Annotated in this window: 19 protein-coding genes, 1 pseudogene and 1 riboswitch; of the genes and pseudogenes, 13 read left to right on the forward strand and 7 right to left on the reverse strand. The window is 71.0% G+C overall.

Features of this window, described 5'->3' with window-relative positions; all coding sequences use genetic code 11:
• Positions 1-10 precede the first annotated feature (10 nt).
• Positions 11-1,561 (reverse strand): hypothetical protein, encoded by a 1,551-nt coding sequence (locus ACIF80_RS07285; RefSeq protein ID WP_399801233.1) that lies wholly within the window; start codon positions 1,559-1,561, stop codon positions 11-13.
• A gap of 882 nt (positions 1,562-2,443) precedes the next feature.
• Positions 2,444-2,653, reverse strand: a complete 210-nt coding sequence (locus ACIF80_RS07290; protein ID WP_399800470.1) for a hypothetical protein — start codon at positions 2,651-2,653, stop codon at positions 2,444-2,446.
• 130 nt (positions 2,654-2,783) lie between these two features.
• Between ACIF80_RS07290 and ACIF80_RS07295 the strand changes: the two genes are divergently transcribed.
• Positions 2,784-3,758 carry a carbohydrate kinase family protein gene (locus ACIF80_RS07295; protein WP_399800472.1) on the forward strand — a complete coding sequence of 325 codons (975 nt, stop codon included), beginning with the start codon at positions 2,784-2,786 and terminating at the stop codon, positions 3,756-3,758.
• Between the two features lie 110 nt (positions 3,759-3,868).
• Here ACIF80_RS07295 and ACIF80_RS07300 read toward each other — a convergent pair whose 3' ends face one another.
• On the reverse strand, positions 3,869-5,299 hold the full coding sequence (locus ACIF80_RS07300) for a cysteine desulfurase/sulfurtransferase TusA family protein (RefSeq protein ID WP_399800474.1): 1,431 nt from the start codon (positions 5,297-5,299) through the stop codon (positions 3,869-3,871).
• Positions 5,300-5,669: 370 nt separating this feature from the next.
• On the opposite strand from ACIF80_RS07300, the gene coxB reads away from it, so the two are divergent.
• From coxB to ACIF80_RS07320, 4 genes are all read left to right on the forward strand, one after another.
• Positions 5,670-6,629 (forward strand): cytochrome c oxidase subunit II, encoded by a 960-nt coding sequence (gene coxB / locus ACIF80_RS07305; RefSeq protein ID WP_399800476.1) that lies wholly within the window; start codon positions 5,670-5,672, stop codon positions 6,627-6,629.
• Complete coding sequence (gene ctaD / locus ACIF80_RS07310) at positions 6,626-8,362, forward strand: cytochrome c oxidase subunit I (RefSeq protein ID WP_399800479.1); 1,737 nt, start codon at positions 6,626-6,628, stop codon at positions 8,360-8,362. The genes coxB and ctaD overlap by 4 nt, the downstream gene beginning before the upstream one ends.
• Positions 8,359-8,757 (forward strand): cytochrome c oxidase subunit 4, encoded by a 399-nt coding sequence (locus ACIF80_RS07315; protein ID WP_399800481.1) that lies wholly within the window; start codon positions 8,359-8,361, stop codon positions 8,755-8,757. Before ctaD ends, ACIF80_RS07315 begins: the two co-directional genes overlap by 4 nt.
• A gap of 161 nt (positions 8,758-8,918) precedes the next feature.
• Positions 8,919-10,193: an Ig-like domain-containing protein gene (locus ACIF80_RS07320; protein ID WP_399800484.1), complete on the forward strand. Its 1,275-nt coding sequence runs from the start codon at positions 8,919-8,921 to the stop codon at positions 10,191-10,193.
• A 15-nt stretch (positions 10,194-10,208) separates the two neighbouring features.
• Here the strand turns inward: ACIF80_RS07320 and ACIF80_RS07325 are convergent, their stop codons facing one another.
• Complete coding sequence (locus tag ACIF80_RS07325; protein WP_399800487.1) at positions 10,209-10,610, reverse strand: hypothetical protein; 402 nt, start codon at positions 10,608-10,610, stop codon at positions 10,209-10,211.
• Positions 10,611-10,811: 201 nt separating this feature from the next.
• Between ACIF80_RS07325 and ACIF80_RS07330 the strand changes: the two genes are divergently transcribed.
• The 6 genes from ACIF80_RS07330 to ACIF80_RS07355 all read left to right on the forward strand — a co-directional run bounded on the left by ACIF80_RS07330 (position 10,812) and on the right by ACIF80_RS07355 (position 18,122).
• The gene (locus ACIF80_RS07330) at positions 10,812-11,423 is read left to right on the forward strand and encodes a heme-copper oxidase subunit III (RefSeq protein WP_399800490.1); all 612 of its coding nucleotides are present in this window, start codon (positions 10,812-10,814) and stop codon (positions 11,421-11,423) included.
• A gap of 79 nt (positions 11,424-11,502) precedes the next feature.
• Complete coding sequence (locus tag ACIF80_RS07335) at positions 11,503-12,315, forward strand: c-type cytochrome (protein WP_399800492.1); 813 nt, start codon at positions 11,503-11,505, stop codon at positions 12,313-12,315.
• Positions 12,312-13,370 carry a Rieske 2Fe-2S domain-containing protein gene (locus ACIF80_RS07340; RefSeq protein ID WP_399800495.1) on the forward strand — a complete coding sequence of 353 codons (1,059 nt, stop codon included), beginning with the start codon at positions 12,312-12,314 and terminating at the stop codon, positions 13,368-13,370. The genes ACIF80_RS07335 and ACIF80_RS07340 overlap by 4 nt, the downstream gene beginning before the upstream one ends.
• Complete coding sequence (locus ACIF80_RS07345; protein WP_399800497.1) at positions 13,367-15,028, forward strand: cytochrome bc complex cytochrome b subunit; 1,662 nt, start codon at positions 13,367-13,369, stop codon at positions 15,026-15,028. The genes ACIF80_RS07340 and ACIF80_RS07345 overlap by 4 nt, the downstream gene beginning before the upstream one ends.
• Before the next feature lie 173 nt (positions 15,029-15,201).
• Positions 15,202-16,266 carry an anthranilate phosphoribosyltransferase gene (trpD, locus tag ACIF80_RS07350; RefSeq protein WP_399800499.1) on the forward strand — a complete coding sequence of 355 codons (1,065 nt, stop codon included), beginning with the start codon at positions 15,202-15,204 and terminating at the stop codon, positions 16,264-16,266.
• 106 nt (positions 16,267-16,372) lie between these two features.
• Positions 16,373-16,489, forward strand: a riboswitch (SAM riboswitch).
• A gap of 202 nt (positions 16,490-16,691) precedes the next feature.
• Complete coding sequence (locus ACIF80_RS07355; RefSeq protein ID WP_399800502.1) at positions 16,692-18,122, forward strand: aminotransferase class V-fold PLP-dependent enzyme; 1,431 nt, start codon at positions 16,692-16,694, stop codon at positions 18,120-18,122.
• Here ACIF80_RS07355 and ACIF80_RS07360 read toward each other — a convergent pair.
• The 3 genes and pseudogenes from ACIF80_RS07360 to ACIF80_RS07370 all read right to left on the reverse strand — a co-directional run.
• Positions 18,077-18,775: pseudogene (locus tag ACIF80_RS07360) on the reverse strand (glycerate kinase); the annotation flags it as partial. The gene ACIF80_RS07355 and the pseudogene ACIF80_RS07360 overlap by 46 nt on opposite strands.
• 482 nt (positions 18,776-19,257) lie before the next feature.
• Positions 19,258-19,539, reverse strand: coding sequence for an Lrp/AsnC family transcriptional regulator (locus tag ACIF80_RS07365; protein ID WP_055596069.1), 282 nt, complete (start codon positions 19,537-19,539; stop codon positions 19,258-19,260).
• The gene (locus ACIF80_RS07370; protein WP_399800505.1) at positions 19,536-20,270 is read right to left on the reverse strand and encodes a rhomboid family intramembrane serine protease; all 735 of its coding nucleotides are present in this window, start codon (positions 20,268-20,270) and stop codon (positions 19,536-19,538) included. Before ACIF80_RS07370 ends, ACIF80_RS07365 begins: the two co-directional genes overlap by 4 nt.
• 156 nt (positions 20,271-20,426) lie before the next feature.
• Between ACIF80_RS07370 and ACIF80_RS07375 the strand changes: the two genes are divergently transcribed.
• Both ACIF80_RS07375 and ACIF80_RS07380 read left to right on the forward strand, forming a co-directional pair.
• Positions 20,427-20,666 carry a hypothetical protein gene (locus ACIF80_RS07375; protein WP_042165845.1) on the forward strand — a complete coding sequence of 80 codons (240 nt, stop codon included), beginning with the start codon at positions 20,427-20,429 and terminating at the stop codon, positions 20,664-20,666.
• Between the two features lie 63 nt (positions 20,667-20,729).
• The gene (locus ACIF80_RS07380; protein ID WP_399800507.1) at positions 20,730-22,079 is read left to right on the forward strand and encodes an NYN domain-containing protein; all 1,350 of its coding nucleotides are present in this window, start codon (positions 20,730-20,732) and stop codon (positions 22,077-22,079) included.
• Positions 22,080-22,105: the final 26 nt, after the last annotated feature.

Here is a 22,105-nt window from a genome sequence, read left to right on the forward strand (position 1 = left end):
CTTGCCGCCCCTACCTCCCGGAGGGCGCCGCGGGGAGCCGCGCGCCGTCCTTGTGCAGCGGCACCGGCTCGCCGTCGGCGTCCACCACCTTGCGGTCGGCCAGCGGCGCGTCGAGCCGCACCGTCTGCCGGTACTGCTTGGCGATCAGGATGCAGACCTTGTCCGGCCAGGGCGTCTCGGTCACGGTGACCGTGACCCGGTCGCCGCTCTCGCCCGCCGTGGCCTCGTAGTCGGCGCACACCCCGCCGGTGAAGGTCACCGTCAGTTCGCTGCCCTCGGCGGTGTAGCCCTCGACGGCGACATCGCGTGCGGCCGGCGCCGAGGTCGGCCGGTCGCCGTCCCCCGGCTCCGCCGGTTCCGTGCCGGTTTCCCCGGACCGCGCCCGCGGGGCGAGGTACTCCGGTTCGACCGCCGGGTACGTGACCGTGCCGCCGTCCTGCGCCTTCGTCGGCCGCACCTCGAACAGCCAGGACGGTACGAGCGCCTGCTGCCCGTCCACCGAGTGCGCGGCCAGCCCGAACACCGCCTTCTCCACGGTGACCGTGTCCTTGGCGGGCAGGGTCGTCGCCGTGGCACACGGCTCCTGCTGCGCCTGCCCGCCGTCGCCCTCCAGCGGTACGGAAGTGGCGCAGCCGCCGATCTCCGCGCGCTCACCGGCGCCCGGCGCCGTGTTCAGCAGTTCCAGCGCCTCCTCGGCGCCCACCACGGGGTACGTGTCCGCCTTCACCGGCGTCGACAGCCGGCCGCTGCCGCCGACCACCTCACCGCCGGCGCCGACGACCACCCCGGTCGTCCAGCCGTACGTCGGCAGCCCGCCGACCACGGGCTCCGCGTTCACCACCCGCTTGACGCCCGTCATCTGGCCGGCGTCGAGCTTCGCGTCGTCCTGGCCCAGCGCCTTCAGCACGGGCGCGGCGGCCTTCTTCGCGGCCTCCTCGCTCACCGCCGGGCCGCCGCCGGCCGGCGGGGCCTTGCACGTCTCGCCCTTGCCGTCACAGGCGTCGGGGCCGGGCGCGTACCGGCTGAACGTCCACGTGCCGGGGGCACTGCGGTCCACCCGCAGCGTGGGCCCGCTGCCGTCCTTGCCGCCGATCCGCCAGGCCCCGCCCTCCGCCACCGGCTTCCCGTCGACCCCGAGCGCCTTCGCGAGACCGGTCACCTGCGCCTCGGTGATCTGCCCCCGGGCGCGGTACACCGGCGCCGAGCCGGGACCCTCGGGGAGCGGACCGTCGGCGCGGTAGGTGGCGCCGTACGGGTTGGGCTCACCCGGCGCGATGCCGTGCGCCCCGCCCTCGGCGTAGGCGTCGAGGGTGAGCGGCGGGGGAGTGCCGTCGCCGTCGGCCCCCGGAGTCGTACCGCCGCCCGACCCGCCGGCGGCACTGGCGGCGAGATACGCCCCGCCGCCCCCGACCAGCAGCACCGCCGCGGCCACCGCCGCGGCCAGCCCCGGCGACCGCCGCCGCCCGGAACCCTGGCCGGGACCGCCGGCGTCGCCGCGCACGTCGGCGGGGACCCGGACGACGGAGGGCTCGGCGTCGGCCGCGTCGGTTTCCGGGGCCACGGCCGCCGGCGCCGCCACTGCCGCGGCCGGCGGCGCATCGGCTTCGGGTGCCCCGGTCGCCGTGTCCCCGGCCTCCGGGCTTTCGGCCGTCGCCTCCCCGCCCTGGGACGGGAGAGCCGGTGCGGACCCGCTCTCCGCAGCCCGCTCCCCGGCACCGTCGTCCGCCTCCGCGGCGTCGGTCTCCGCGCCCGCAGCCGCCGAGGCTTCGGGTGCCGTGTCCCGGGACTCGTCCCGGTGTGCCTTCCCGGCCGCGTTCTTCGGCGCCCGGTCCTCACTCCCGCCTGCCTCCGCGGTATCGCCCCCGGAGGCCGTGGCGTCCCGCGCCGGGGGCTCGCCGCCCTCAGGCCCCGGAGCCTCGGGCTCCGTTCCGGGTGCCGCGCTCACGTCCGAGGTCTTCGGGGCCGACGGCCCGGCGGCCCCGGCCCGCACGGAGGAGTCCGCCTTCGTGTCCTCGGCCTCCGGAGCCCCGCTCACCGGTGCTTCGTCCCCCGCCGGCCGCCCGGCCCCGGTGGTGTCGCCGGTGTCCTCTTCCGGCCCGCCGGCGCCGCCGGTCTCCGAGGCGGGTGCTTCCGGAGAGGAGCCGGGCGCGGCGTCGGCGCGGGGTCCGCCCTGCGGGGTGCCGCGCTCCGCACCGCCGGCCGAAGCGCCCCCGGTGTCGCGCGCGCTGCCGGGGTTCTGGGCCTCGGCGTCGTCGTTGTCGGGTCGCTCGGTGTTCACCGCATCGCTCCTTCGGCTGCACAGCTGTCCCTGAAGACCCTGCCCGGTCGCACCGGGACTGCTGACGGGTCGTATCCCGCATCCCCTTTACGGGGGACAGCGATGGGACGCAACGGAGGAGCGCACGGTTCCCCGAGCGCCCGTTCGGCCGCGGAAGAACCCGGCTCAGTCGCCGTACTCCGACATCTCGTCCAGCAGACGGGCCGAGGACGAGGGGACGGACACGCCGTGGATCAGGGACGGGGAGACCGGGCGGGCGGCGTCCCGGTCCGGTGTCGTCCAGCGGGGAGCCATCCGGGCGCAGTCGCCGCGCAGCGACGCGAGGTCGCCGTCGAGGTCGGCCTGGGTGGGGGCGTGGACCTTGAGGTTCGTCATATCGGCACCGTATGCATGCCGCAGGTCACGAAGAAAGATCTACTATCGGGTAGTTTTGCCGGGCTTCATCGGGCGGCCCTCACCCGATAGCGTGGACTGTCAATCCCCCTCCCTCAGGAGAGTCCACGCCGTGCGCATCGCAGTCACCGGCTCCATCGCCACCGACCACCTCATGACCTTCCCCGGCCGCTTCGCCGACCAGCTCGTCGCGGACCAGCTGCACACGGTCTCGCTGTCCTTCCTGGTCGACAACCTCGATGTACGCCGGGGCGGCGTGGGCGCGAACATCGCCTTCGGCATGGGCCAGCTCGGCACCCGGCCGATCCTGGCCGGCGCCGCGGGCTTCGACTTCGACGAGTACCGGGCCTGGCTGGAGCGGCACGGCGTCGACACCGCCTCCGTCCGCATCTCCGAGACGCTGCACACCGCCCGCTTCGTGTGCACCACGGACGCCGACCACAACCAGATCGGCTCCTTCTACACGGGCGCGATGAGCGAGGCCCGGCTGATCGAGCTGAAGACCGTCGCCGACCGGGTGGGCGGCCTCGACCTGGTCCTCATCGGCGCCGACGACCCGGAGGGCATGCTCCGGCACACCGAGGAGTGCCGCGCCCGGAACATTCCGTTCGCCGCCGACTTCTCCCAGCAGATCGCCCGGATGAACGGGGAGGAGATCCGGATACTGCTGGACGGGGCGACCTACCTCTTCTCCAACGAGTACGAGAAGGGGCTCATCGAGAGCAAGACCGGCTGGACCGACGCCGAGATCCTCGGCAAGGTCGGCCACCGCGTCACCACCCTCGGCTCCCGCGGCGTGCGCATCGAGCGCGCCGGCGAGGACCCGATCGAGGTCGGCTGCGCCCAGGAGGAGCGCAAGGCGGATCCGACCGGGGTGGGCGACGCCTTCCGCGCCGGATTCCTGTCCGGGCTGGCCTGGGGCGTCTCGCTGGAGCGTGCCGCGCAGGTGGGCTGCATGCTCGCCACCCTGGTCATCGAGACCGTCGGCACCCAGGAGTACCAGCTGCGCCGCGCCCACTTCATGGAGCGCTTCGCCCGGGCCTACGGCGACGAGCCCGCGGCCGAGGTGAAGAAGCACCTGGTCTGACACGCCGGCGGTTCACGAACCCGGGGGTCTCAGGGCCCCCGGGCACCCTGGGCCCCGGGGCTCCTGGGCTTCTGGGCTTCTGGGCCCTCACGGTCCCGGACCCCCGCCCTTCACGAGGTCCGGCGGACCACATAGGCCGAGCCCCGGTCCGCCGGCTCCTCACCCACGTACTCCTGCCCGCGCATCTCGCACCACGCCGGGATGTCCAGCCGGGCCGCCTCGTCGTCCGCGAGCACCCGTACCGTGCCGCCCACGGGCACGTCCCCGATCACCCGGGCCAGCTCGATCACCGGGACCGGGCACCGCCGGCCCAGCGCGTCCACGACCAGCGCGTCCCCGGCCGGAGTGTCCCCGGCCGGGGCACCGCTCCCCCCGGCGTCCTGCTCCGCGCCCCGTACGGCCCCGGCCGTCACCGGAGCCCCCAGCTTCTCCCGTACCCCCGCCACCACCCCCGGCAGGACCGTCAGGAACCGCTCGACGTCCTCGGTCGGTGTCCCCGGCGGCAGCGAGACGCGGACGTTGCCCTCGCTCAGCACCCCCATCGCCCTCAGCACATGGCTCGGGGTGAGCGTGCTGCTCGTGCACGACGAACCGGATGAAACGGAGAAACCGGCGCCGTCCAGCTCGTGCAGCACCGTCTCCCCGTCGACATAGAGACAGGAGAAGGTGACGATCCCCGGCAGCCGCCGCTCCGGATCACCCGTCACCTCCACGTCCGGCACCAGCACGGGCACCCGCGTCCGGATCCGCTCCGTCAGGTCCTGCAGCCGGGCCGCCTCCTCGGCCGCCTCGGCACGCACCGCCCGCAGCGAGGCCGCCGCGGCCACCACCGCCGGGATGTTCTCGAACCCGGCCGCCCGCCCCGACTCCCGTTCGTCCAGGGGCCCCCGGGGAGCGAACCGCACCCCCTTGCGCACCACGAGCAGCCCGACGCCCGACGGGCCGCCCCACTTGTGGGCGCTCGCCGTGAGCAGCGACCAGTCGCCCGCCACCGGCCCCCAGCCCAGCGACTGCGCCGCGTCCACCAGCAGCGGCACCCCCGCCGCCCGGCACGCCTCGGCGACCTCGGCCACCGGCTGCACCGTCCCCACCTCGTGGTTGGCCGACTGGAGGCAGGCCAGCGCGGTGTCCGGCCGCAACGCCCCGGCGAAGGCGTCCGGAGCCACGGCCCCCGTGCGGTCCACCCCGACCTCGGTGACCGAACCGCCCAGGGCCTCGTGGACTTCAGCCGTATGAAGTACAGAAGAGTGTTCGACCGCTGACACGATCAAGTGACGTCCGACGCGCCGCCGCCCGGCCAGCGCACCCTCGATCCCGGCATGCACCGCCCGAGTGCCGGAGGGGGTGAACACCAGCTCGTCCGGGCGGCATTCCACCGCCTCCGCCGCCGCCTCGCGCGCCGCGTCCAGCAGCAGCCGGGCCCTCCTGCCCTCCCGGTACAGTCGCGCCGGATCGGCCCACCCCTCGTCCAGCGCGGCCAACAGGGCCTGACGGCCGACGGGATGGAGCGGAGCTGCGGACGCGGCGTCGAAGTAGGACATACGGCAACGGTAAGCCGTGGGCCCGACGGGGAGAGCGAGGGGACGAGGGAGGGAAGCGAGGGGACGAGGGGAGGAGACGGGGGAGGGAGGAACGGGAGAGTGGAGGGCGCGAGTGCCCCCGAGCCCTTCATGCCTGCCGTGCCCGGCCGTTGCCCCCGCACAAGCCGCACTCCCGGCCATTGGGTCCGCCTTCCCACCCCTTCGGGGTGACGAGCGGCGCGTATGACCCCCTCCCCGCGACCCCCCGGAAGGCGTCGGCTAGGGTTTGGTCCGCATAAACATCCAAACCCCTGCCCGACGCAGGGCGGCGACCGACCAGCGAGAAGGCCGCAGCCGTACAGCGCGGGCGAGACTCTCGGGAAGGCGCTACGTGAGTCCCAACGGCTCCGACCGCTCGCCGCGGCGCCCGATGCGGCGGAAGCTGCTGCAGGCACTGACCGCGGGCCTGGTCCTGGCAACCGCCACAGGTTGCACATGGGAGGACTTCCCCCGCCTTGGTATGCCCACCCCCACCACGGAAGAGGCTCCGCTGATCCTCTCCCTGTGGCAGGGTTCCTGGGCCGCCGCGCTCGCCATCGGCGCGCTGGTGTGGGGCCTGATCCTGTGGAGTGCTTTCTTCCACCGGCGCAGCCGCACCAAGGTCGAGGTACCTCCGCAGACCCGGTACAACATGCCCATCGAGGCGTTGTACACCGTGGTTCCGCTCATCATCGTTTCGGTCTTCTTCTACTTCACGGCCCGGGACGAGTCCGAGCTGATGAAGCTCGAGGCGAAGCCGGACGTCACCGTGAATGTCGTCGGCTTCCAGTGGAGCTGGTGCTTCAACTACATCGAGGACGTCGAGGGTTCCACCGGCGACGCCAAGACCGCCAAGGCACTCGACGCGGTCCCGGAACGCTACAAGAAGGCGTTCCCGGCCGACGCCGGCGGTGTCAACGACTGCGGCACCCCCTCCACGCGGAACCCGCAGACCAACAACCCGGGCCCCACCCTGTGGCTGCCCGAGGGCAAGCGGGTCCGCTTCGTCCTGACCTCGCGGGACGTCATCCACTCCTTCTGGGTGGTGCCGTTCCTGATGAAGCAGGACGTCATCCCGGGTCACCCCAACGCCTTCGAGGTGACCCCCAACCGTGAGGGCACCTTCCTCGGCAAGTGCGCCGAGCTCTGCGGTGTGGACCACGCCCGGATGCTGTTCAACGTGAAGGTCGTGTCCCCCGAGCGCTACGAGCAGCACCTGAAGGAGCTCGCGGAGAAGGGGCAGACCGGTTACGTTCCCGCCGGCATCGACCAGACGAGCCACGAGAGGAACCGGGAGGCGAACATCCTGTGAGCATCCTCAACGAATCCCAGGGTGCCGCAGCGACTGTGGGCTCCTACGAGAGCGAGCAGCCGGTCCGGCGCAAGCAGCCCGGCAACGTGGTCGTCAAGTGGCTCACCACCACCGACCACAAGACGATCGGCACGCTGTACCTGGTGTCGTCGTTCGTGTTCTTCTGCATCGGTGGCGTGATGGCGCTCGTCATGCGCGCCGAGCTGGCCCGGCCGGGCCTGCAGGTCATGTCGAACGAGCAGTTCAACCAGGCGTTCACGATGCACGGCACGATCATGCTGCTGATGTTCGCGACGCCGCTGTTCTCCGGTTTCGCGAACTGGATCATGCCGCTGCAGATCGGCGCGCCCGACGTGGCGTTCCCGCGGCTGAACATGTTCGCCTACTGGCTCTACTCGCTCGGCTCGCTGATCGCGGTCGGCGGTTTCTTCACCCCGGACGGGGCCGCCAGCTTCGGCTGGTTCGCCTACTCCCCGCTGTCGGACGCCATCCGCTCGCCGGGCATCGGCTCCGACATGTGGATCATGGGCCTGGTCCTCTCCGGCTTCGGCACGATCCTCGGTGCGGTCAACTTCATCACCACGATCATCTGCATGCGCGCTCCCGGCATGACGATGTTCCGCATGCCGATCTTCACCTGGAACGTGCTGCTGACCGGTGTGCTGGTCCTGCTCGCCTTCCCGGTGCTCGCGGCGGCGCTGTTCGCGCTCGAGTACGACCGGAAGTTCGGCGGCCACATCTTCGAGGCGGCCAACGGCGGCGCGCTGCTGTGGCAGCACCTGTTCTGGTTCTTCGGCCACCCCGAGGTGTACATCATCGCGCTGCCGTTCTTCGGCATCGTCTCCGAGATCATCCCGGTCTTCTCCCGTAAGCCGATCTTCGGCTACATGGGCCTGATCGGCGCGACCATCGCGATCGCGGGTCTGTCGGTGACGGTGTGGGCGCACCACATGTACGTCACGGGCGGTGTGCTGCTGCCGTTCTTCTCCTTCATGACCTTCCTGATCGCGGTCCCCACCGGTGTGAAGTTCTTCAACTGGCTGGGCACCATGTGGAAGGGGTCGCTGAGCTTCGAGACACCGATGCTCTGGTCGGCGGGCTTCCTGGTCACCTTCCTCTTCGGTGGTCTGACGGGCGTCATCCTGGCCTCGCCGCCGCTGGACTTCCACGTCTCGGACTCGTACTTCGTGGTGGCGCACTTCCACTACGTGGTGTTCGGCACCGTGGTCTTCGCGATGTTCGCCGGCTTCCACTTCTGGTGGCCGAAGTTCACCGGCAAGATGCTCGACGAGCGGCTCGGGAAGATCACCTTCTGGACGCTGTTCGCCGGTTTCCACGGCACCTTCCTGGTCCAGCACTGGCTGGGCGCCGAGGGCATGCCGCGCCGTTACTCGGACTACCTGGCGGCCGACGGCTTCACCGCGCTGAACACCGTCTCGACCATCGCGTCGTTCCTGCTCGGCATGTCGATGCTGCCGTTCTTCTACAACGTCTGGAAGACGGCCAAGTACGGCAAGAAGGTCGAGGTCGACGACCCGTGGGGCTACGGCCGTTCACTGGAGTGGGCCACCTCCTGCCCGCCGCCGCGCCACAACTTCACCTCCCTGCCGCGGATCCGCAGCGAATCCCCGGCGTTCGACCTGCACTACCCGGAGATCGCCGCGCTCGACCAGCTCGAGAACACCGGTCACGGTGAGAAGGTCCTCTCCGGCGGCAAGGAGGCCGGCAAGTGAAGATCCAGGGCAAGATGTTCATCTGGCTGAGCGCCTTCCTGCTCGTCGTGGCGGTCGTCTACGGCGTGTGGTCGAAGGAGCCGGCCGGCACCACGGCCCTCTTCCTGGCCTTCGGCCTGAGCATCATGATCGGCTTCTACCTGGGCTTCACCGCCCGGCGGGTCGACGTGGGTCCTCAGGACAACAAGGAGGCGGACGTCGCCGACGACGCCGGCGAGGTCGGGTTCTTCAGCCCGCACAGCTGGCAGCCGCTCGGTCTCGGCCTCGGTGCCGCGATCGTCTTCCTGTCCGTCGCCGTCGGCTGGTGGCTGATGTACTTCGCGGCACCGGTGATCCTGCTCAGCCTCTGGGGCTGGGTCTTCGAGTACTACCGCGGTGAGAACCGCACCCAGTAGGACGCGACCCGGCAGTACGCACCGGTAGGACGGGCGACCCGCGCAGGGCCCGGACACTCCCTCAGGAGGGTCCGGGCCCTGCGGCGCGTCCGGCCCAAAGAATGTCACTCGTTCGAGTCTTACGGCGTGCCGCAGTTGACGAGGCTCCCTAGCGTGAGGCCATGAGACGTGCTCCCCGAAACCGCACTGTCGTCGGCTGCACGCTGCTGGTGATCGCCCTCGGTGCGGGCGTCCTCAGCTGCTCCTCCGGCGGGGACCCACTGGCCGCCGAGCCCTACGACGCCGCGGACCGGATCAGCTTCACCGGCCTCTCCGAAGGCAAGAAGGCCGACCCGGACACGCCCCTGGAGATCGTCGCCGAGTACTCCGACGGGCGCATCACCGACGTCACGGCGGTGGACGCCGCGGGCCGCCACGTGGCGGGCGAACTCGACGCCGACGGCAGCCGCTGGCACAGCACCTCCCCACTCGTCGCCGACACCGACTACACGGTCCGGGTCAGCACCGAGGACGAGGACGGGGCCCGGGGCCGCAAGGTCCTCACCTTCACCACGGGCAAGTCCACCGCCACCAAGAGCAGCGGTGCCAAGAGCCTCGGCGTCACCTTCGGCCCCGGAGCGGGCACCTACGGCGTCGGCCAGCCGCTCACCGCCGAGCTGAGCGCGCCGGTCCAGGACCCCGCCCAGCGCGCCGTCGTGGAGCGCGGCCTGAAGGTGTCCTCCACGCCCGCGGTGGAGGGCGCCTGGCACTGGGTGGACGACAAGAAGCTCCACTTCCGCCCGAGGGGGTACTGGCCAGAGAACGCCACCGTCAGGATGCGCAGCACCCTGGAGGGCATCAGGATCGGCGACCGGCTGAAGGGCGGCAAGGCCGCACCACTGACCCTCACCACCGGCGACCAGGTCATCGCCGTCACCGACGTCGCCGCACACCGGCTGACGGTCTACAAGAGCGGCAAGGAGATCAGGAAGATCGCCGTCACCGCCGGCAAGCCCGGCTTCGAGACCCGCAACGGCGTCAAGGTCGTCCTCGCCAAGGAACGCCTCGTACGCATGCTCAGCACCACCATCGGCATAGCCGAGGGCTCCGCCGAGTCGTACGACATGCCCGTCCACTTCGCCACCCGGGTGACCTGGAGCGGCGAGTACGTGCACGCCGCCCCCTGGTCCGTCGGCTCCCAGGGCTACGACAACGTCAGCCACGGCTGCGTCGGCATGAGCACCGGCGACGCCGAGTGGTTCTTCGACACCTTCAACCAGGGCGACCTGGTCGAGGTCGTCAACTCCGGCGGCGCCACCATGGAGCCCTTCGGCAACGGCTTCGGCGACTGGAACCTCAGCTGGGAGCAATGGCGCGAGGGCAGCGCCCTGACGGGCGGCGCCGGGTCCGGTCCCGCTCCCGAGGAGAAGGCCCGCCTGCGCCCCCAGCCGGCCTGACCCGCCGGACGGGCCCTAAACGCTCAGGGCGTGCTTCCGGCGCAGCAGGGAGGCCAGGGCCGAGGCGAACTCCACCGGCTCCACCGGCAGGGTCACAGCGGCCTCCGCACGGCTCCAGGTGGCCAGCCAGGCGTCCTGGGGCCGGCCGATGAGCAGCAGTACCGGCGGGCACTCGAAGATCTCGTCCTTGATCTGCCGGCACACGCCCATGCCGCCCACCGGCGACGACTCGCCGTCCAGGACGCAGACGTCGATCCCGCCCCGCTCCAGTTCCTCGAGGACGGCCGGGAGGGTCGCGCACTCCACGAACTCCACGACGGGCACGTCCGGGGCCGGCCGCCGGCCGGTGGCGAGCCGCACCTGCTCCCGGGTGCCTGAGTTGTCGCTGTAGACCAGCACCGTGGCGGTCGCCTGCATTGTTCCTCCACGCTTCCGAGGGGGCACGGCATCGTCCGGCACCAGCGGTGCCGATGGCGCGGATGCTACCCCTTCCGGCAGCTGGTCAACACTGGTTCGGACATCACTTCGATGGGCCATACGGGCAGTACACGACGGGCGAACACACCGAACGGCACCCCCCGGGGTGAGGGCGGGATAAGCGACCGACATAATGTCGGCGTGGCGACAGCAACGACAGTAGATACCGGGCACGCGCACCCGTCGGTCAATCGACCGAACCTCACCAGCGTCGGAACCATCATCTGGCTGAGTTCCGAGCTGATGTTCTTCGCGGCCCTCTTCGCGATGTACTTCACCCTGCGATCGGTGACCGGACCCGACTTCTGGTCGGAGAAGGCCGACGCCCTGAACTTCCCGTTCTCGTTGACGAACACCACGATCCTGGTGCTCTCCTCACTCACCTGCCAGCTCGGCGTCTTCGCCGCCGAGCGCGGGGACGTGAAGAAGCTCCGGGCGTGGTTCATCGTCACGTTCATCATGGGCGCGGTCTTCGTCGGTGGTCAGGTCCTCGAATACACCGAGCTGGTCAAGCACGAGGGGCTCTCCATCTCCTCGGACCCCTACGGCTCGGTCTTCTACCTGACCACCGGCTTCCACGGCCTGCACGTGCTGGGAGGTCTCTTCGCCTTCCTGTTCGTCCTCGGCCGGACCTACGCGGCTCGGAGGTTCACCCATGACCAGGCGACGGCAGCCATCGTCGTGTCCTACTACTGGCATTTCGTCGATGTCGTCTGGATCGGCCTCTTCGCCACGATCTACATGATCAAGTAGGCGGACCCGAATCCGCGCGCTCGAAGAAGCGCACCCACCAGAAGCATCGACGCAGAAGATCCTGACACCGGGGTAATCCGTGAAAAAGCTCTCCGCACGACGACGCCACCCGTTGGCGGCGCTCGTCGTTCTGCTCCTCGCGCTGGCATGCACCGGGGGGCTGTACGCCGTGCTCGCACCCGCGAGCAAGGCGCAGGCCGACGAAACCGCCCAATCCCTCACCATCGAGGAGGGCAAGAAGCTCTACGCGGTCGGCTGTGCCAGCTGCCACGGCACCGGGGGGCAGGGCACCACCGACGGTCCGAGCCTCGTGGGCGTGGGCGCAGCGGCCGTCGACTTCCAGGTGGCCACCGGCCGTATGCCGGCCGCCACCTCGCAGGCCGCGCAGCTTCCGAAGAAGAAGGTCGTCTACACCCAGGCCGAGATCGACCAGCTGGCGGCGTACATCGCCTCCCTGGGCGCCGGCCCGGCCGTTCCCACCGAGGAGCAGTACGGCCCCGAGGGCGCCGACATCGCCAAGGGTGGTGAGCTGTTCCGCAACAACTGCGCGCAGTGCCACAACTTCACCGGCAAGGGCGGTGCGCTCACGCACGGCAAGTACGCCCCGAACCTCGATGGCGTGGACCCCAAGCACATCTACCAGGCCATGCTGACCGGTCCGCAGAACATGCCCTCCTTCCCCGACGGTTCGCTGTCGGAGCAGAACAAGAAGGACATCATCGCCTACGTGAAGACGGTGAACGGCGATGAGACCGTGAGTCGCGGCGGTATGTCGCTGGGCGGGCTCGGTCCGGTCAGTGAGGGCCTCTTCGGCTGGATCTTCGGACTCGGTGCCTGCATCGCCGTAGCCGTGTGGGTTGCAGCTCGGACCGCAAAGGCCAGGAAGTCATGAGTACCCAAGAGAATCCCGAAGAGAAACTGCCCGCAGGGCAGGACACCGCGTACGGCGCGGTGCGCGTCGCGGACGAGAAGAACCCGCTCGCCGACCCGGGACTGCCGCCCCACGAGCCGCGGGTGCAGGACATCGACGAGCGGGCCGCCAAGCGGTCCGAGCGTACGGTCGCCCTGCTGTTCACGCTGTCGATGCTGGCCACTGTCGGCTTCATCGTCTCGTTCGTGGCGATCCCGAACGACAAGTCGATCTATGTTTTCCCGCTCGGTCACATCGGCGCGCTGAACTTCGCGCTCGGCATGACCCTCGGCATCGCTCTGTTCGCCATCGGCGCCGGCGCGGTCCACTGGGCCCGCACGCTGATGTCGGACCACGAGATCGCCGACGAGCGGCACCCGGTCGCCGCCTCGCCGGAGGTCCGCGAGAAGGTCATGGACGACTTCCGCCAGGGCGCGAAGGAGTCCGTGATCGGACGGCGCAAGCTGATCCGCAACACGATGTTCGGCGCGCTGGCCCTGTTCCCGCTCTCCGGCGTGGTCCTGCTGCGCGACCTCGGTCCGCTGCCCGAGACCAAGCTCCGCCACACGGCGTGGAAAAAGGGCAAGCTGCTCGTCAACATGAACACGAACGAGCCCATGCGGCCGTCCGACATCATCGTGGGCTCGCTGACCTTCGCCCAGCCCGAGGGCCTGGACCCGCACGAGCACGGGTTCATGAACGAGATCGCCAAGGCCGCCCTGATGATCGTCCGTATCCAGCCGGAGAACATCAAGGACAAGCGCGAGCTCGAGTGGTCGCACGAGGGCATCGTCGCGTACTCGAAGATCTGCACCCACGTCGGCTGCCCGATCTCCCTGTACGAGCAGCAGACGCACCACGCGCTGTGCCCCTGCCACCAGTCCACCTTCGACCTCTCCGACGGGGCCCGGGTCATCTTCGGCCCCGCCGGTCACGCCCTGCCGCAGCTGCGTATCGGTGTGAACGACGAGGGATATCTCGAAGCGCTCGGCGACTTCGAAGAGCCCGTCGGTCCGTCCTTCTGGGAGCGCGGATGAGTACCACGACCAGCACCACGAATCCGTCCGGCGCCGAGGGGCCGGGCCGCTCCCGCGGGAAGGCCCCGGCCGGTGAAAGGGTCGCAGACTGGGCCGACGGCCGGCTGGGGATCTACTCCCTGGCCAAGGCCAACATGCGCAAGATCTTCCCCGACCACTGGTCGTTCATGCTGGGTGAGATCTGCCTCTACAGCTTCCTCATCATCATCCTCACGGGTGTGTACCTGACGCTGTTCTTCCACCCCTCGATGAACGAGGTGGAGTACCACGGCAGCTACATCCCGATGCAGGGCCAGCTGATGAGTGAGGCGTACAAGTCGACGCTCGACATCAGCTTCGACATCCGCGGCGGTCTGCTGATCCGGCAGATCCACCACTGGGCGGCCGTCGTCTTCCTCGCCGGCATGTTCGTGCACATGATGCGCGTCTTCTTCACCGGCGCGTTCCGCAAGCCGCGTGAGATCAACTGGCTGTTCGGCTTCCTGCTGTTCGTCCTCGGCATGTTCACCGGCTTCACCGGTTACTCGCTCCCGGACGACCTGCTCTCCGGCACCGGTGTCCGCTTCACGCAGGGCGCGATCCTGTCCGTGCCGATCGTCGGTACGTACATCTCGATGTTCCTGTTCGGCGGAGAGTTCCCGGGGGACGACTTCGTCGCCCGGTTCTACTCGATCCACATCCTGCTGTTGCCGGGCATCATGCTCGGTCTCGTGGTGGCGCACCTGATCCTGGTCTTCTACCACAAGCACACGCAGTTCGCGGGTCCCGGCAAGACCAACAAGAACGTCGTGGGCATGCCGCTGCTGCCGGTGTACATGGCGAAGGCCGGAGGCTTCTTCTTCCTGGTCTTCGGTGTGCTGGCCATCGTCTCGGCGATCGCGACGATCAACCCGATCTGGAACATCGGCCCCTACCGGCCGGACATGGTCTCCACCGGAGCCCAGCCCGACTGGTACATGGGCTTCGCCGAGGGCCTGGTCCGTGCCATGCCCGGTTGGGAGATCAACTTCTGGGGCCACACGCTGGTCCTGGGCGTTTTCATCCCACTCGTGCTCTTCGGGGTCTTCCTCGCGGCGATCGCGCTCTACCCGTTCATCGAGTCCTGGGTGACCGGGGACAAGCGCGAGCACCACATCCTGGACCGTCCGCGCAACGCCCCGACCCGGACGGCGCTCGGTGTCGCGTGGGTCACCGGCTACGTGATCATGCTGATCGGTGGCGGCAACGACATCATCGCCACGCACTTCAACCTCTCGATCAACGCGGTCACCTGGTTCGTCCGGATCGGATTCTTCGCCGGACCGGTCGTCGCGTTCGTCATCACCAAGCGGATCTGCCTCGGCCTCCAGCGCCGGGACAAGGAGAAGGTGCTGCACGGCCGCGAGTCGGGCATCATCAAGCGCCTGCCGCACGGTGAGTTCATCGAGGTCCACGAGCCGCTCAGCCAGGAGCAGCTGCACACCCTCACGGCGCACGAGCAGTACAAGCCGGCCGAGATCGGCCCGCTCGTCGACGAGAACGGTGTCGAGCGCAAGGTGAAGCCGCTCGAGAAGCTGCGCGCCAAGCTCAGCAAGGGCTACTACGGCGAGGAGTCCCAGATTCCGAAGCCGACCGTCGAGGAGTACAAGGAGATCACGAGCGGCCACGGCCACCACTGATCCCCGCACCGCCTCAACCGCCTTCCCAAGGCAACCGAGTCGCCACACGACTGCGAAGGGCCCCCGTCCGAGGACCGGACGGGGGCCCTTCGTCGTGCCCCGGGATCGATAGGGTGGGGACGAACCCCCTACCCATCCGTCTGCCGAAGACGTCGAGGACCCAGGAGCGGCTGATGAGCGCTGTGACCCCCGCAGGAGGCAACACCGCGGCGGGCCGCTCCTGGCCCGCCCTGTTGAACGGCCTGCTCGACGGCCACGACCTGTCCGCCGACGACACCGCCTGGGCGATGGACCTGATCATGCGCGGTGAGGCCACCGACGCGCAGATCGCCGGGTTCGCCGTGTCCCTGCGGGCCAAGGGCGAGACCGTCGAGGAGATCACCGGCTGCGTCCGGGCGATGTACGACCACGCCATCGGCATCGAGGTGCCCGGGGAGACCGTGGACATCGTCGGCACCGGCGGTGACGGCGCCAGGACGGTGAACATCTCCACGATGTCCTCCGTCGTCATCGCCGGCACCGGGGCGAAGGTCGTCAAGCACGGCAACCGGGCCGCCTCCTCCGCGTCCGGCGCCTCCGACGTCCTGGAGAAGCTCGGCGTCAACCTGGAGCTGTCCCCGCGGCGGGTCGCCGAGGTCGCCGAGGAGGCCGGGATCACCTTCTGCTTCGCGGTGAAGTTCCACCCGGCGCTGCGCCATGTGGCGGCCGCGCGAGGCCAGCTGGGCATCCGGACGGTGTTCAACTTCCTGGGCCCGCTGGCCAACCCCGCCCGGGTCAGGGCCCAGGCCGTCGGGGTCGCCGACCCGAGGATGGCCCCGATCATGGCCGGCGTGTTCGCCGGCCGCGGCCACTCCTCGCTGGTGTTCCGCGGCGACGACGGCCTCGACGAGCTGACCACCACCGGGCCTTCGACGGTGTGGGTGGTCCGGGACGGAAAGGTGACCGAGGAGCGCTTCGACCCGAGGGACGTCGGCCTCGAGACCGTGCCGCTGGAGGCCCTGCGCGGCGCCGACGCGTCGTACAACGCGGAGGTCGCCCGGCGGGTGCTGGACGGCGAGCACGGCCCGGTGCGGGACGCGGTGCTGCTGAACTCGGCGGCGGCGCTGGTGGCGCTCGAACCGGGCACCGGGACGCTGGCGGAGCAGCTCCGGGCAGGGATGGCCAAGGCCGCCGAGTCGATCGACTCGGGCGCCGCCCGGCGGGTCCTGGAGCGCTGGGTGCTGGTCAGCAACGCGTGAGCCGCGTCCGAGCGGTACGGCGGGTGTGAGGGCGCGGTCCGGTCCGTCCAGGATCCGGACCGCGCCTTGCGCGTGCCGCGGGCCCGTGTGGCAGGATGTGGAACCAGGTCATGAGCGACAGCCATCAGGCCCCGGCCGGCTGTCCGGCAACCCTCCGTCCGTGGCGGGGTGCCCCGGGTGAGGACCAGGCCGTGAGCAGCAGGGCTCACGGCAAGCGCGGACCCCTCGCACTCGATCGAGTGAGACACCAGGGGTCCTGGTCGTTCGAGGGAGCCTTCCGTTGAGCAAGCGAATGCGTTAGGGCGCTTCTGACGTGCCCTTCGAGGCCGCAGGCCCCGCCTCCGCAGATCCTTCCCCACCTTCTCCCACGCTCGAGCCGTGCGCGCTCGCGTGGTGATTCCGCCTGCTTCCACGGGAGTTCAGCCATGTCCGTCTCCACCGTCGCCGCCGTCTCCACCGCCCCTGCCGCCGCCGCCCCGTCCGGCTGCCCCCCGCTGCCCGTGCTCGGTAGGGACGTCACCGTTCCGCTCGTCACCGGCGGAGAGGTCACCTACGCCGCACTCGACTACGCCGCCAGCGCCCCCGCGCTCCAGCGCGTGTGGGACGACGTGGCCGCGTACGCGCCCTACTACGGCAGCGTCCACCGCGGCGCCGGACACCTCTCCCGGCTCTCCACCGAGCTGTTCGAGAACGCCCGCCGGACCGTCGCCGGGTTCCTCGACTGCCGCGACGGGGACCAGGTGGTCTTCACCCGGTCCACCACCGACTCGCTCAACCTGCTCGCCGCCGTCCTCCCGGAGGACTGCCAGGTCTTCGTCTTCGAGACCGAGCACCACGCCGCCCTGCTGCCCTGGCGCGGTGCCCGCGTCACCTTCCTCGACGCCCCGGACAGCCCGGAGCAGGCCGTCCGGGCCCTGGAACACGCCCTCGCCGCCCGCGACTCTTCCCCAAGCTCTCGGCTTCGCTCGAGCAGGGGAGGCCCCAATGGCCCCGCCCTGGTCTGCGTCACCGGCGCCTCCAACGTCACCGGCGAGCTGTGGCCCGTGCGCGAGCTGGCCGCCGCCGCCCACGCGCACGGCGCCCGGATCGTCCTGGACGCCGCCCAGCTCGCCCCGCACCACGCGGTGAGCCTGCGCGAGCTGGACGTCGACTGGGTCGCCTTCTCCGGGCACAAGCTGTACGCCCCGTTCGGCGCCGGCGTCCTGGCCGGCCGTGCCGACTGGCTGCGGGAGGCCGAGCCCTACCTCGCGGGAGGCGGCGCCAGCCGCAAGGTCGCCCGGCGCGAGGACGGAGGAGTGGACGTCCAGTGGCACGACGGCGCCGCCCGCCACGAGGCCGGCTCGCCCAACGTCATCGGCGCCTACGCCGTCGCCTCGGCCTGCAAGGCGCTCGCCGAGACCGGGTTCGGCACACTGGCCGCCCACGAGGAACGGCTGATCCGCGCCGTGCGGGACGGGCTCGCGGACGTGCCCGAGGTGCGGTTCCTGTCCCTGTTCGGGGACGACGCGCCGCGCGTCGGCGTGCTCTCCTTCGTCGTCGACGGCTGGAACAGCTCCCACTTCGCCGCGGCCCTCTCCGCCGAGTACGGCATCGGCGTACGGGACGGGCTGTTCTGCGCCCACCCGCTGCTGCGCGCCCTGCTCGGCGCCGATCCGCGGGGCCGGGGCGAGTGCGGCGCCCCCGAGGCGGCGCCCGGCGAGACGTCCCTCCACGCGATCCGCGTCAGCTTCGGCGCGGGCACGCCGGACGAACACGTGGAGCGCTTCGTCCGCGCCGTCCGGGAACTCGTGCGCGGCGGCGCCCGCTGGAGCTACCGGACGGTCGACGGCCGCTGCGTGCCCGACACCTCCGCCTGAGCCCCGGTCGCCCGCCCCGGTACGTGCGTCCTGCCGGGTACCGCCTGCCGGACGGCGGGGGCAGCGGGGACGGCGGGGGCAGCGGGGGAGGGCAGGCGAGTGCCCAGGACGATCATGCGCAAGGCGCGTTCCGTGGCGTCGGTGAGGAGTTCGGCGCCGCGGGCCAGGGCCTCGGCGAGAGGCATCGGGGCGGGGAGGATGCCGTGGAAGGCGTCCACGCCCGGCACGTCGTGCGCGCCCTCGCCGAGCGTCCCGGCCAGGGCGAGCACCGGCCGCCCGTACAGCTTGGCGCGGCGGGCCACCTCCGCCGGGACCTTCCCGCGCGGTGTCTGGTGGTCCAGGGCGCCCTCGGCGGTGACGACCAGGTCGGCGCGGGCCAGCCGGGCGTCCAGGTCGAGATGGTCGAGCAGGACGTCGAAGCGGGGCAGCAGACGGGCGCCGAGCGCCGCGAGACCGGCGCCCAGACCGCCCGAGGCACCCGTGCCGGGGGCCAGCCGCAGATCGGTGCCGGTGACGCCGAGGTCGCGGGTGAGGATCCGTGCCCAGTTCTCCAGTCCCGCCGACAACTCCTCGACCTGCGCCGGGGTCGCACCCTTCTGCGGGCCGAACACCCGGGCCACGCCCCGCTCCCCGCACAGCACGTTGAAGGGGTTGAGAACTGCTGAGCTTGACTGAGTACGGGTGTGTTCGGGCGGGTATCGGTGGGTGCAGGGTCACGGCCGGGAGTGGGTGCTGTCCTGCCGGGAGAGGGGAATGGGGGTTCGCCTGCCGAATGCGTGACCTTGGCGGGTGGTGCTCGTTGGGTGGGGTGAGCAAGTTTTCCGGGCCGGGCCGAGGGGGCGGGGTGAGGGGTGGACGGAGGACTGCGGGAGCTGGCGGCGGAGGGGACCGTGGGCTGCGCGGGGCTGTCGGAGAGCGCGTAGCTGGTCGCGGCGACACCCAGCGGGATCAGTACGACGACGGCCAGGGCCGCCATCCGGCGAGTAAAAACCATGGAACCGATCCTGCGGGCCGGACCGGACGGCATGGATGAGCCCCGGATGAAGAACTCTTCACCTTCGGCCCTTCGCGGCTGCCCGGGACGCCTCGGACGTCCCGGCACTCCCGCCGCGCGGGCCCTCCCGGTCCGGGCCGGTCAGTTGTCGAGGCCGATCGCGAACGCGGCCTCCAGGTCGTGCTGCGAGTATGTGCGGAACGCCACGTGGGTGTCCGTCCCCTCCACGCCCGGGATCTTGTTGATCCGGCCCGGGATGACCTCCGCCAGGTCCTCGTGCTCCTTGACCCGGACCATGGCGATCAGGTCGTAGGTCCCGGTGACGGAGAAGACCTCGCTGACGCTGTCCAGCGCGGCGATCCGCTCCGCGATCTCGGGGATCCGGTCCACGCTGGTCTTGATGAGGACGATCGCGGTGATCACTGCTGGTTCTCTCCCTCGGGGGCCGGAGCCGGTGCGCTCCTCACTGTAGTCGCCCCCGTGAAACGCGCCCACGCCCAGCAGAAGCCCAGCCCGAAGCCCACCAGGTGGGCCAGATACGCCACCCCCGGCCCGTCGGAGGCCTGCCCCGCCGCCAGCCACTGCAGCACCACCCAGAACGGCAGCACCACCCACGCCGGGAAGCGCACCGGCAGAAAGAACAGGAACGGCAGCAGACTGGTCACCCGCGCCCGGGGGAACAGGAGGAGGAACGCGCCGAGGATCCCCGAGATCGCCCCCGAGGCACCGACCAGGGACTGCTCGGAGTCCGCGTTGGCGACGGCGTACCCGAGCAGGGCGAGGTACCCGCAGCCGACGTAGAACAGGGTGAACCGCAGGCGGCCCATGCGTGCCTCGGTCATCGTCCCGAAGACATGGAGGAAGAGCATGTTGCCGAGCAGATGCACCCAGCTGCCGTGGACGAACAGGGCCGTGGCCGGAGTGAGGGCGCTCCACGGGGACCCTTCGAACACGTCTGCGGGAATCACCCCCCAGTGGCGGAAGTAGCCGCGCTGCGCGGCGAGCAGCTCGTCCCCGGTCCCGTACCCCGGATCGAGTCCCGAGGCCGGCCCGATCAGGAAGACCAGGCAGCACACGGCGATGAGGGTGTGGGTCACCGGTGCCGACGGGCGCCTCAGCACCCCGGCCGCCGCCGCGCCCCAGTTACGGATCATGAACACAGAGCATGACGTAACCGGACGCACCAGCACAGACCGCCTCGCCGCCGTGGACGGGCGGGCGGCGAAGACCCGCCAGGCCGTAGGGTTACGTGCCAGACGCGCCGGGTGCCCGCCGCGTCACGGACACTGGAAGGAAGGCGAACAGCCACGATGACGGTTCCCCTGCCGACTGCCTCGACGCGGTGGCGCTGCACCCTCTGCGGCAACCTGACCCGTTTCGACGTGACCCGCTCGTCCAAGGTCGTGGAGTACGTCCACCTCGACCTGGCGGGAGAGCCGAAGGTCGAGGAGCGCGAGGTCCTCGGTGAGACGATCGAGTCGGTGCGGTGCCGCTGGTGCAACGCCGTGGATCAGGTGGAACTCGTCGACAGGCCGGGCGCCGGCTCCTGAGGGAGCGGGCCCCGCCCAGGGGACCCCGTACGCGGGGTCGGACACAGGCATGGGGTGTGACCGATGGTGGAGACCGCGGACGGAGGGTCGGAGGACGGCACCGCCGAGGTGTTCGACCGTCCGCTGCCCGACGGCGTGCGCCGCCGGGTCGTCCAGCTCGTCTCCGACGGCTTCGGCGGACTGACCGTCTCCGAGCTGCCCGCCCAGCTCAGGCAGTACGCCCGGTTCACCCCGACCCGCCGCGCCAAGTTCGCCGGCAACGCGATGGCCGCCGCCCTGGAGACCGAGCCGCTGTTCCGCCAGCGCATCGGGGAGCGGCTGAGAGAGGCCCAGCCGGAACTGGCCGGCGCCCTCGACTCAGGCTCCCCGCCCCCGGCCGCGGACCCGCTGGACGTGGCGGCCGCGGCCTATGTCATGCGGCCTCCCGGCTGGGTGAAACTGGTGACCGCCGCCGGCGAGGAGGCCCAGCGGGCCGACGCCGAGCGTGCCGACGAGGAGACCCGGGCCGAGCTGGAACGGCTGCGCGGGGAGCTCGCCCGTGCCCGTGAGCACACCAGGTCCGAGACCGAGCGGCTGCGTACCGACCTGGAAGCCGCCAGGAAGGAAGCCGACTCCCTGCACCGCAAGCTGCGGTCCGCGCTCAGCGACGTCAAGCGCGGTGCGGCCGCGCTGCGCAAGCTGCAGAACGAGATGGACGCCGTCCGCGCGGACGGGCAGGCCCAGGTGTCCGCCGCCGAGAGCGAGTCCCGGCGGCTCAAGGCGCGCCTCGGTGAGTCGGAGGCCGCTCTGGAGGCGGCCCGGCGGGCCGCCCGCGAGGGGCGCAGCGTCGAGGACATGCGGGTACGGCTGCTCCTGGACACCGTACTGGACGCCGCCCAGGGGCTCCGTCGCGAACTCGCGCTGCCTCCCGTGTCCGTCCGGCCCGCGGAGACCGTGGACGCCGTCGAGCCCGGCAGCATGTCCCCCAAGGACATCGCCGCCCGCGCGCTGTCCGAGGGCGACCCGGCCATCCTCGACCAGCTGCTGGCGCTGCCGCAGGCGCATCTCGTCGTCGACGGCTACAACGTGACCAAGACCGGCTATCCCCAGATGCCCCTGGAGAAGCAGCGGTTGAGGATCCTGGGCCAACTCGCCCAGCTCGCCGCGCAGACCGGCGCCGAGGTGACCTGCGTCTTCGACGGGGCCGAACTGGCCGCTCCCGTCCTGCTCGCGCCGCCGCGCGGGGTGCGTGTGCTGTTCTCCAAGCCGGGCGTCACCGCCGACGAACTGATCCGCCAGCTGGTCCGCGCCGAGCCGCCGGGGCGGCCCGTCATCGTCGTCTCCACCGACCGCGAGGTCGCCGACGGAGTCGCCCGCGCGGGCGCCCGCCCGGTCGCCTCCGCGGTCCTGCTGAAGCGGTTCTCCCGGGCCTAGAGGGCCCGCGCCGGCCCCGCGGGGCG

The sequence above is a fragment of the Streptomyces sp. NPDC085927 genome, assembly GCF_044540975.1.
GTDB lineage: Bacteria > Actinomycetota > Actinomycetes > Streptomycetales > Streptomycetaceae > Streptomyces > Streptomyces hirsutus.

What these genes read in the sequence shown, in the direction of transcription:
- ACIF80_RS07300 (WP_399800474.1), bottom strand. Translation starts at nt 5,299, where the DNA reads ATGTCCTACTTCGACGCCGCGTCCGCAGCTCCGCTCCATCCCGTCGGC.
- ACIF80_RS07290 (WP_399800470.1), bottom strand. Translation starts at nt 2,653, where the DNA reads ATGACGAACCTCAAGGTCCACGCCCCCACCCAGGCCGACCTCGACGGC.
- ACIF80_RS07370 (WP_399800505.1), bottom strand. Translation starts at nt 20,270, where the DNA reads ATGATCCGTAACTGGGGCGCGGCGGCGGCCGGGGTGCTGAGGCGCCCG.
- ACIF80_RS07375 (WP_042165845.1), top strand. Translation starts at nt 20,427, where the DNA reads ATGACGGTTCCCCTGCCGACTGCCTCGACGCGGTGGCGCTGCACCCTC.
- ACIF80_RS07355 (WP_399800502.1), top strand. Translation starts at nt 16,692, where the DNA reads ATGTCCGTCTCCACCGTCGCCGCCGTCTCCACCGCCCCTGCCGCCGCC.
- ACIF80_RS07320 (WP_399800484.1), top strand. Translation starts at nt 8,919, where the DNA reads ATGAGACGTGCTCCCCGAAACCGCACTGTCGTCGGCTGCACGCTGCTG.
- ACIF80_RS07380 (WP_399800507.1), top strand. Translation starts at nt 20,730, where the DNA reads ATGGTGGAGACCGCGGACGGAGGGTCGGAGGACGGCACCGCCGAGGTG.
- ACIF80_RS07325 (WP_399800487.1), bottom strand. Translation starts at nt 10,610, where the DNA reads ATGCAGGCGACCGCCACGGTGCTGGTCTACAGCGACAACTCAGGCACC.
- ACIF80_RS07345 (WP_399800497.1), top strand. Translation starts at nt 13,367, where the DNA reads ATGAGTACCACGACCAGCACCACGAATCCGTCCGGCGCCGAGGGGCCG.
- trpD (WP_399800499.1), top strand. Translation starts at nt 15,202, where the DNA reads ATGAGCGCTGTGACCCCCGCAGGAGGCAACACCGCGGCGGGCCGCTCC.
- ACIF80_RS07340 (WP_399800495.1), top strand. Translation starts at nt 12,312, where the DNA reads ATGAGTACCCAAGAGAATCCCGAAGAGAAACTGCCCGCAGGGCAGGAC.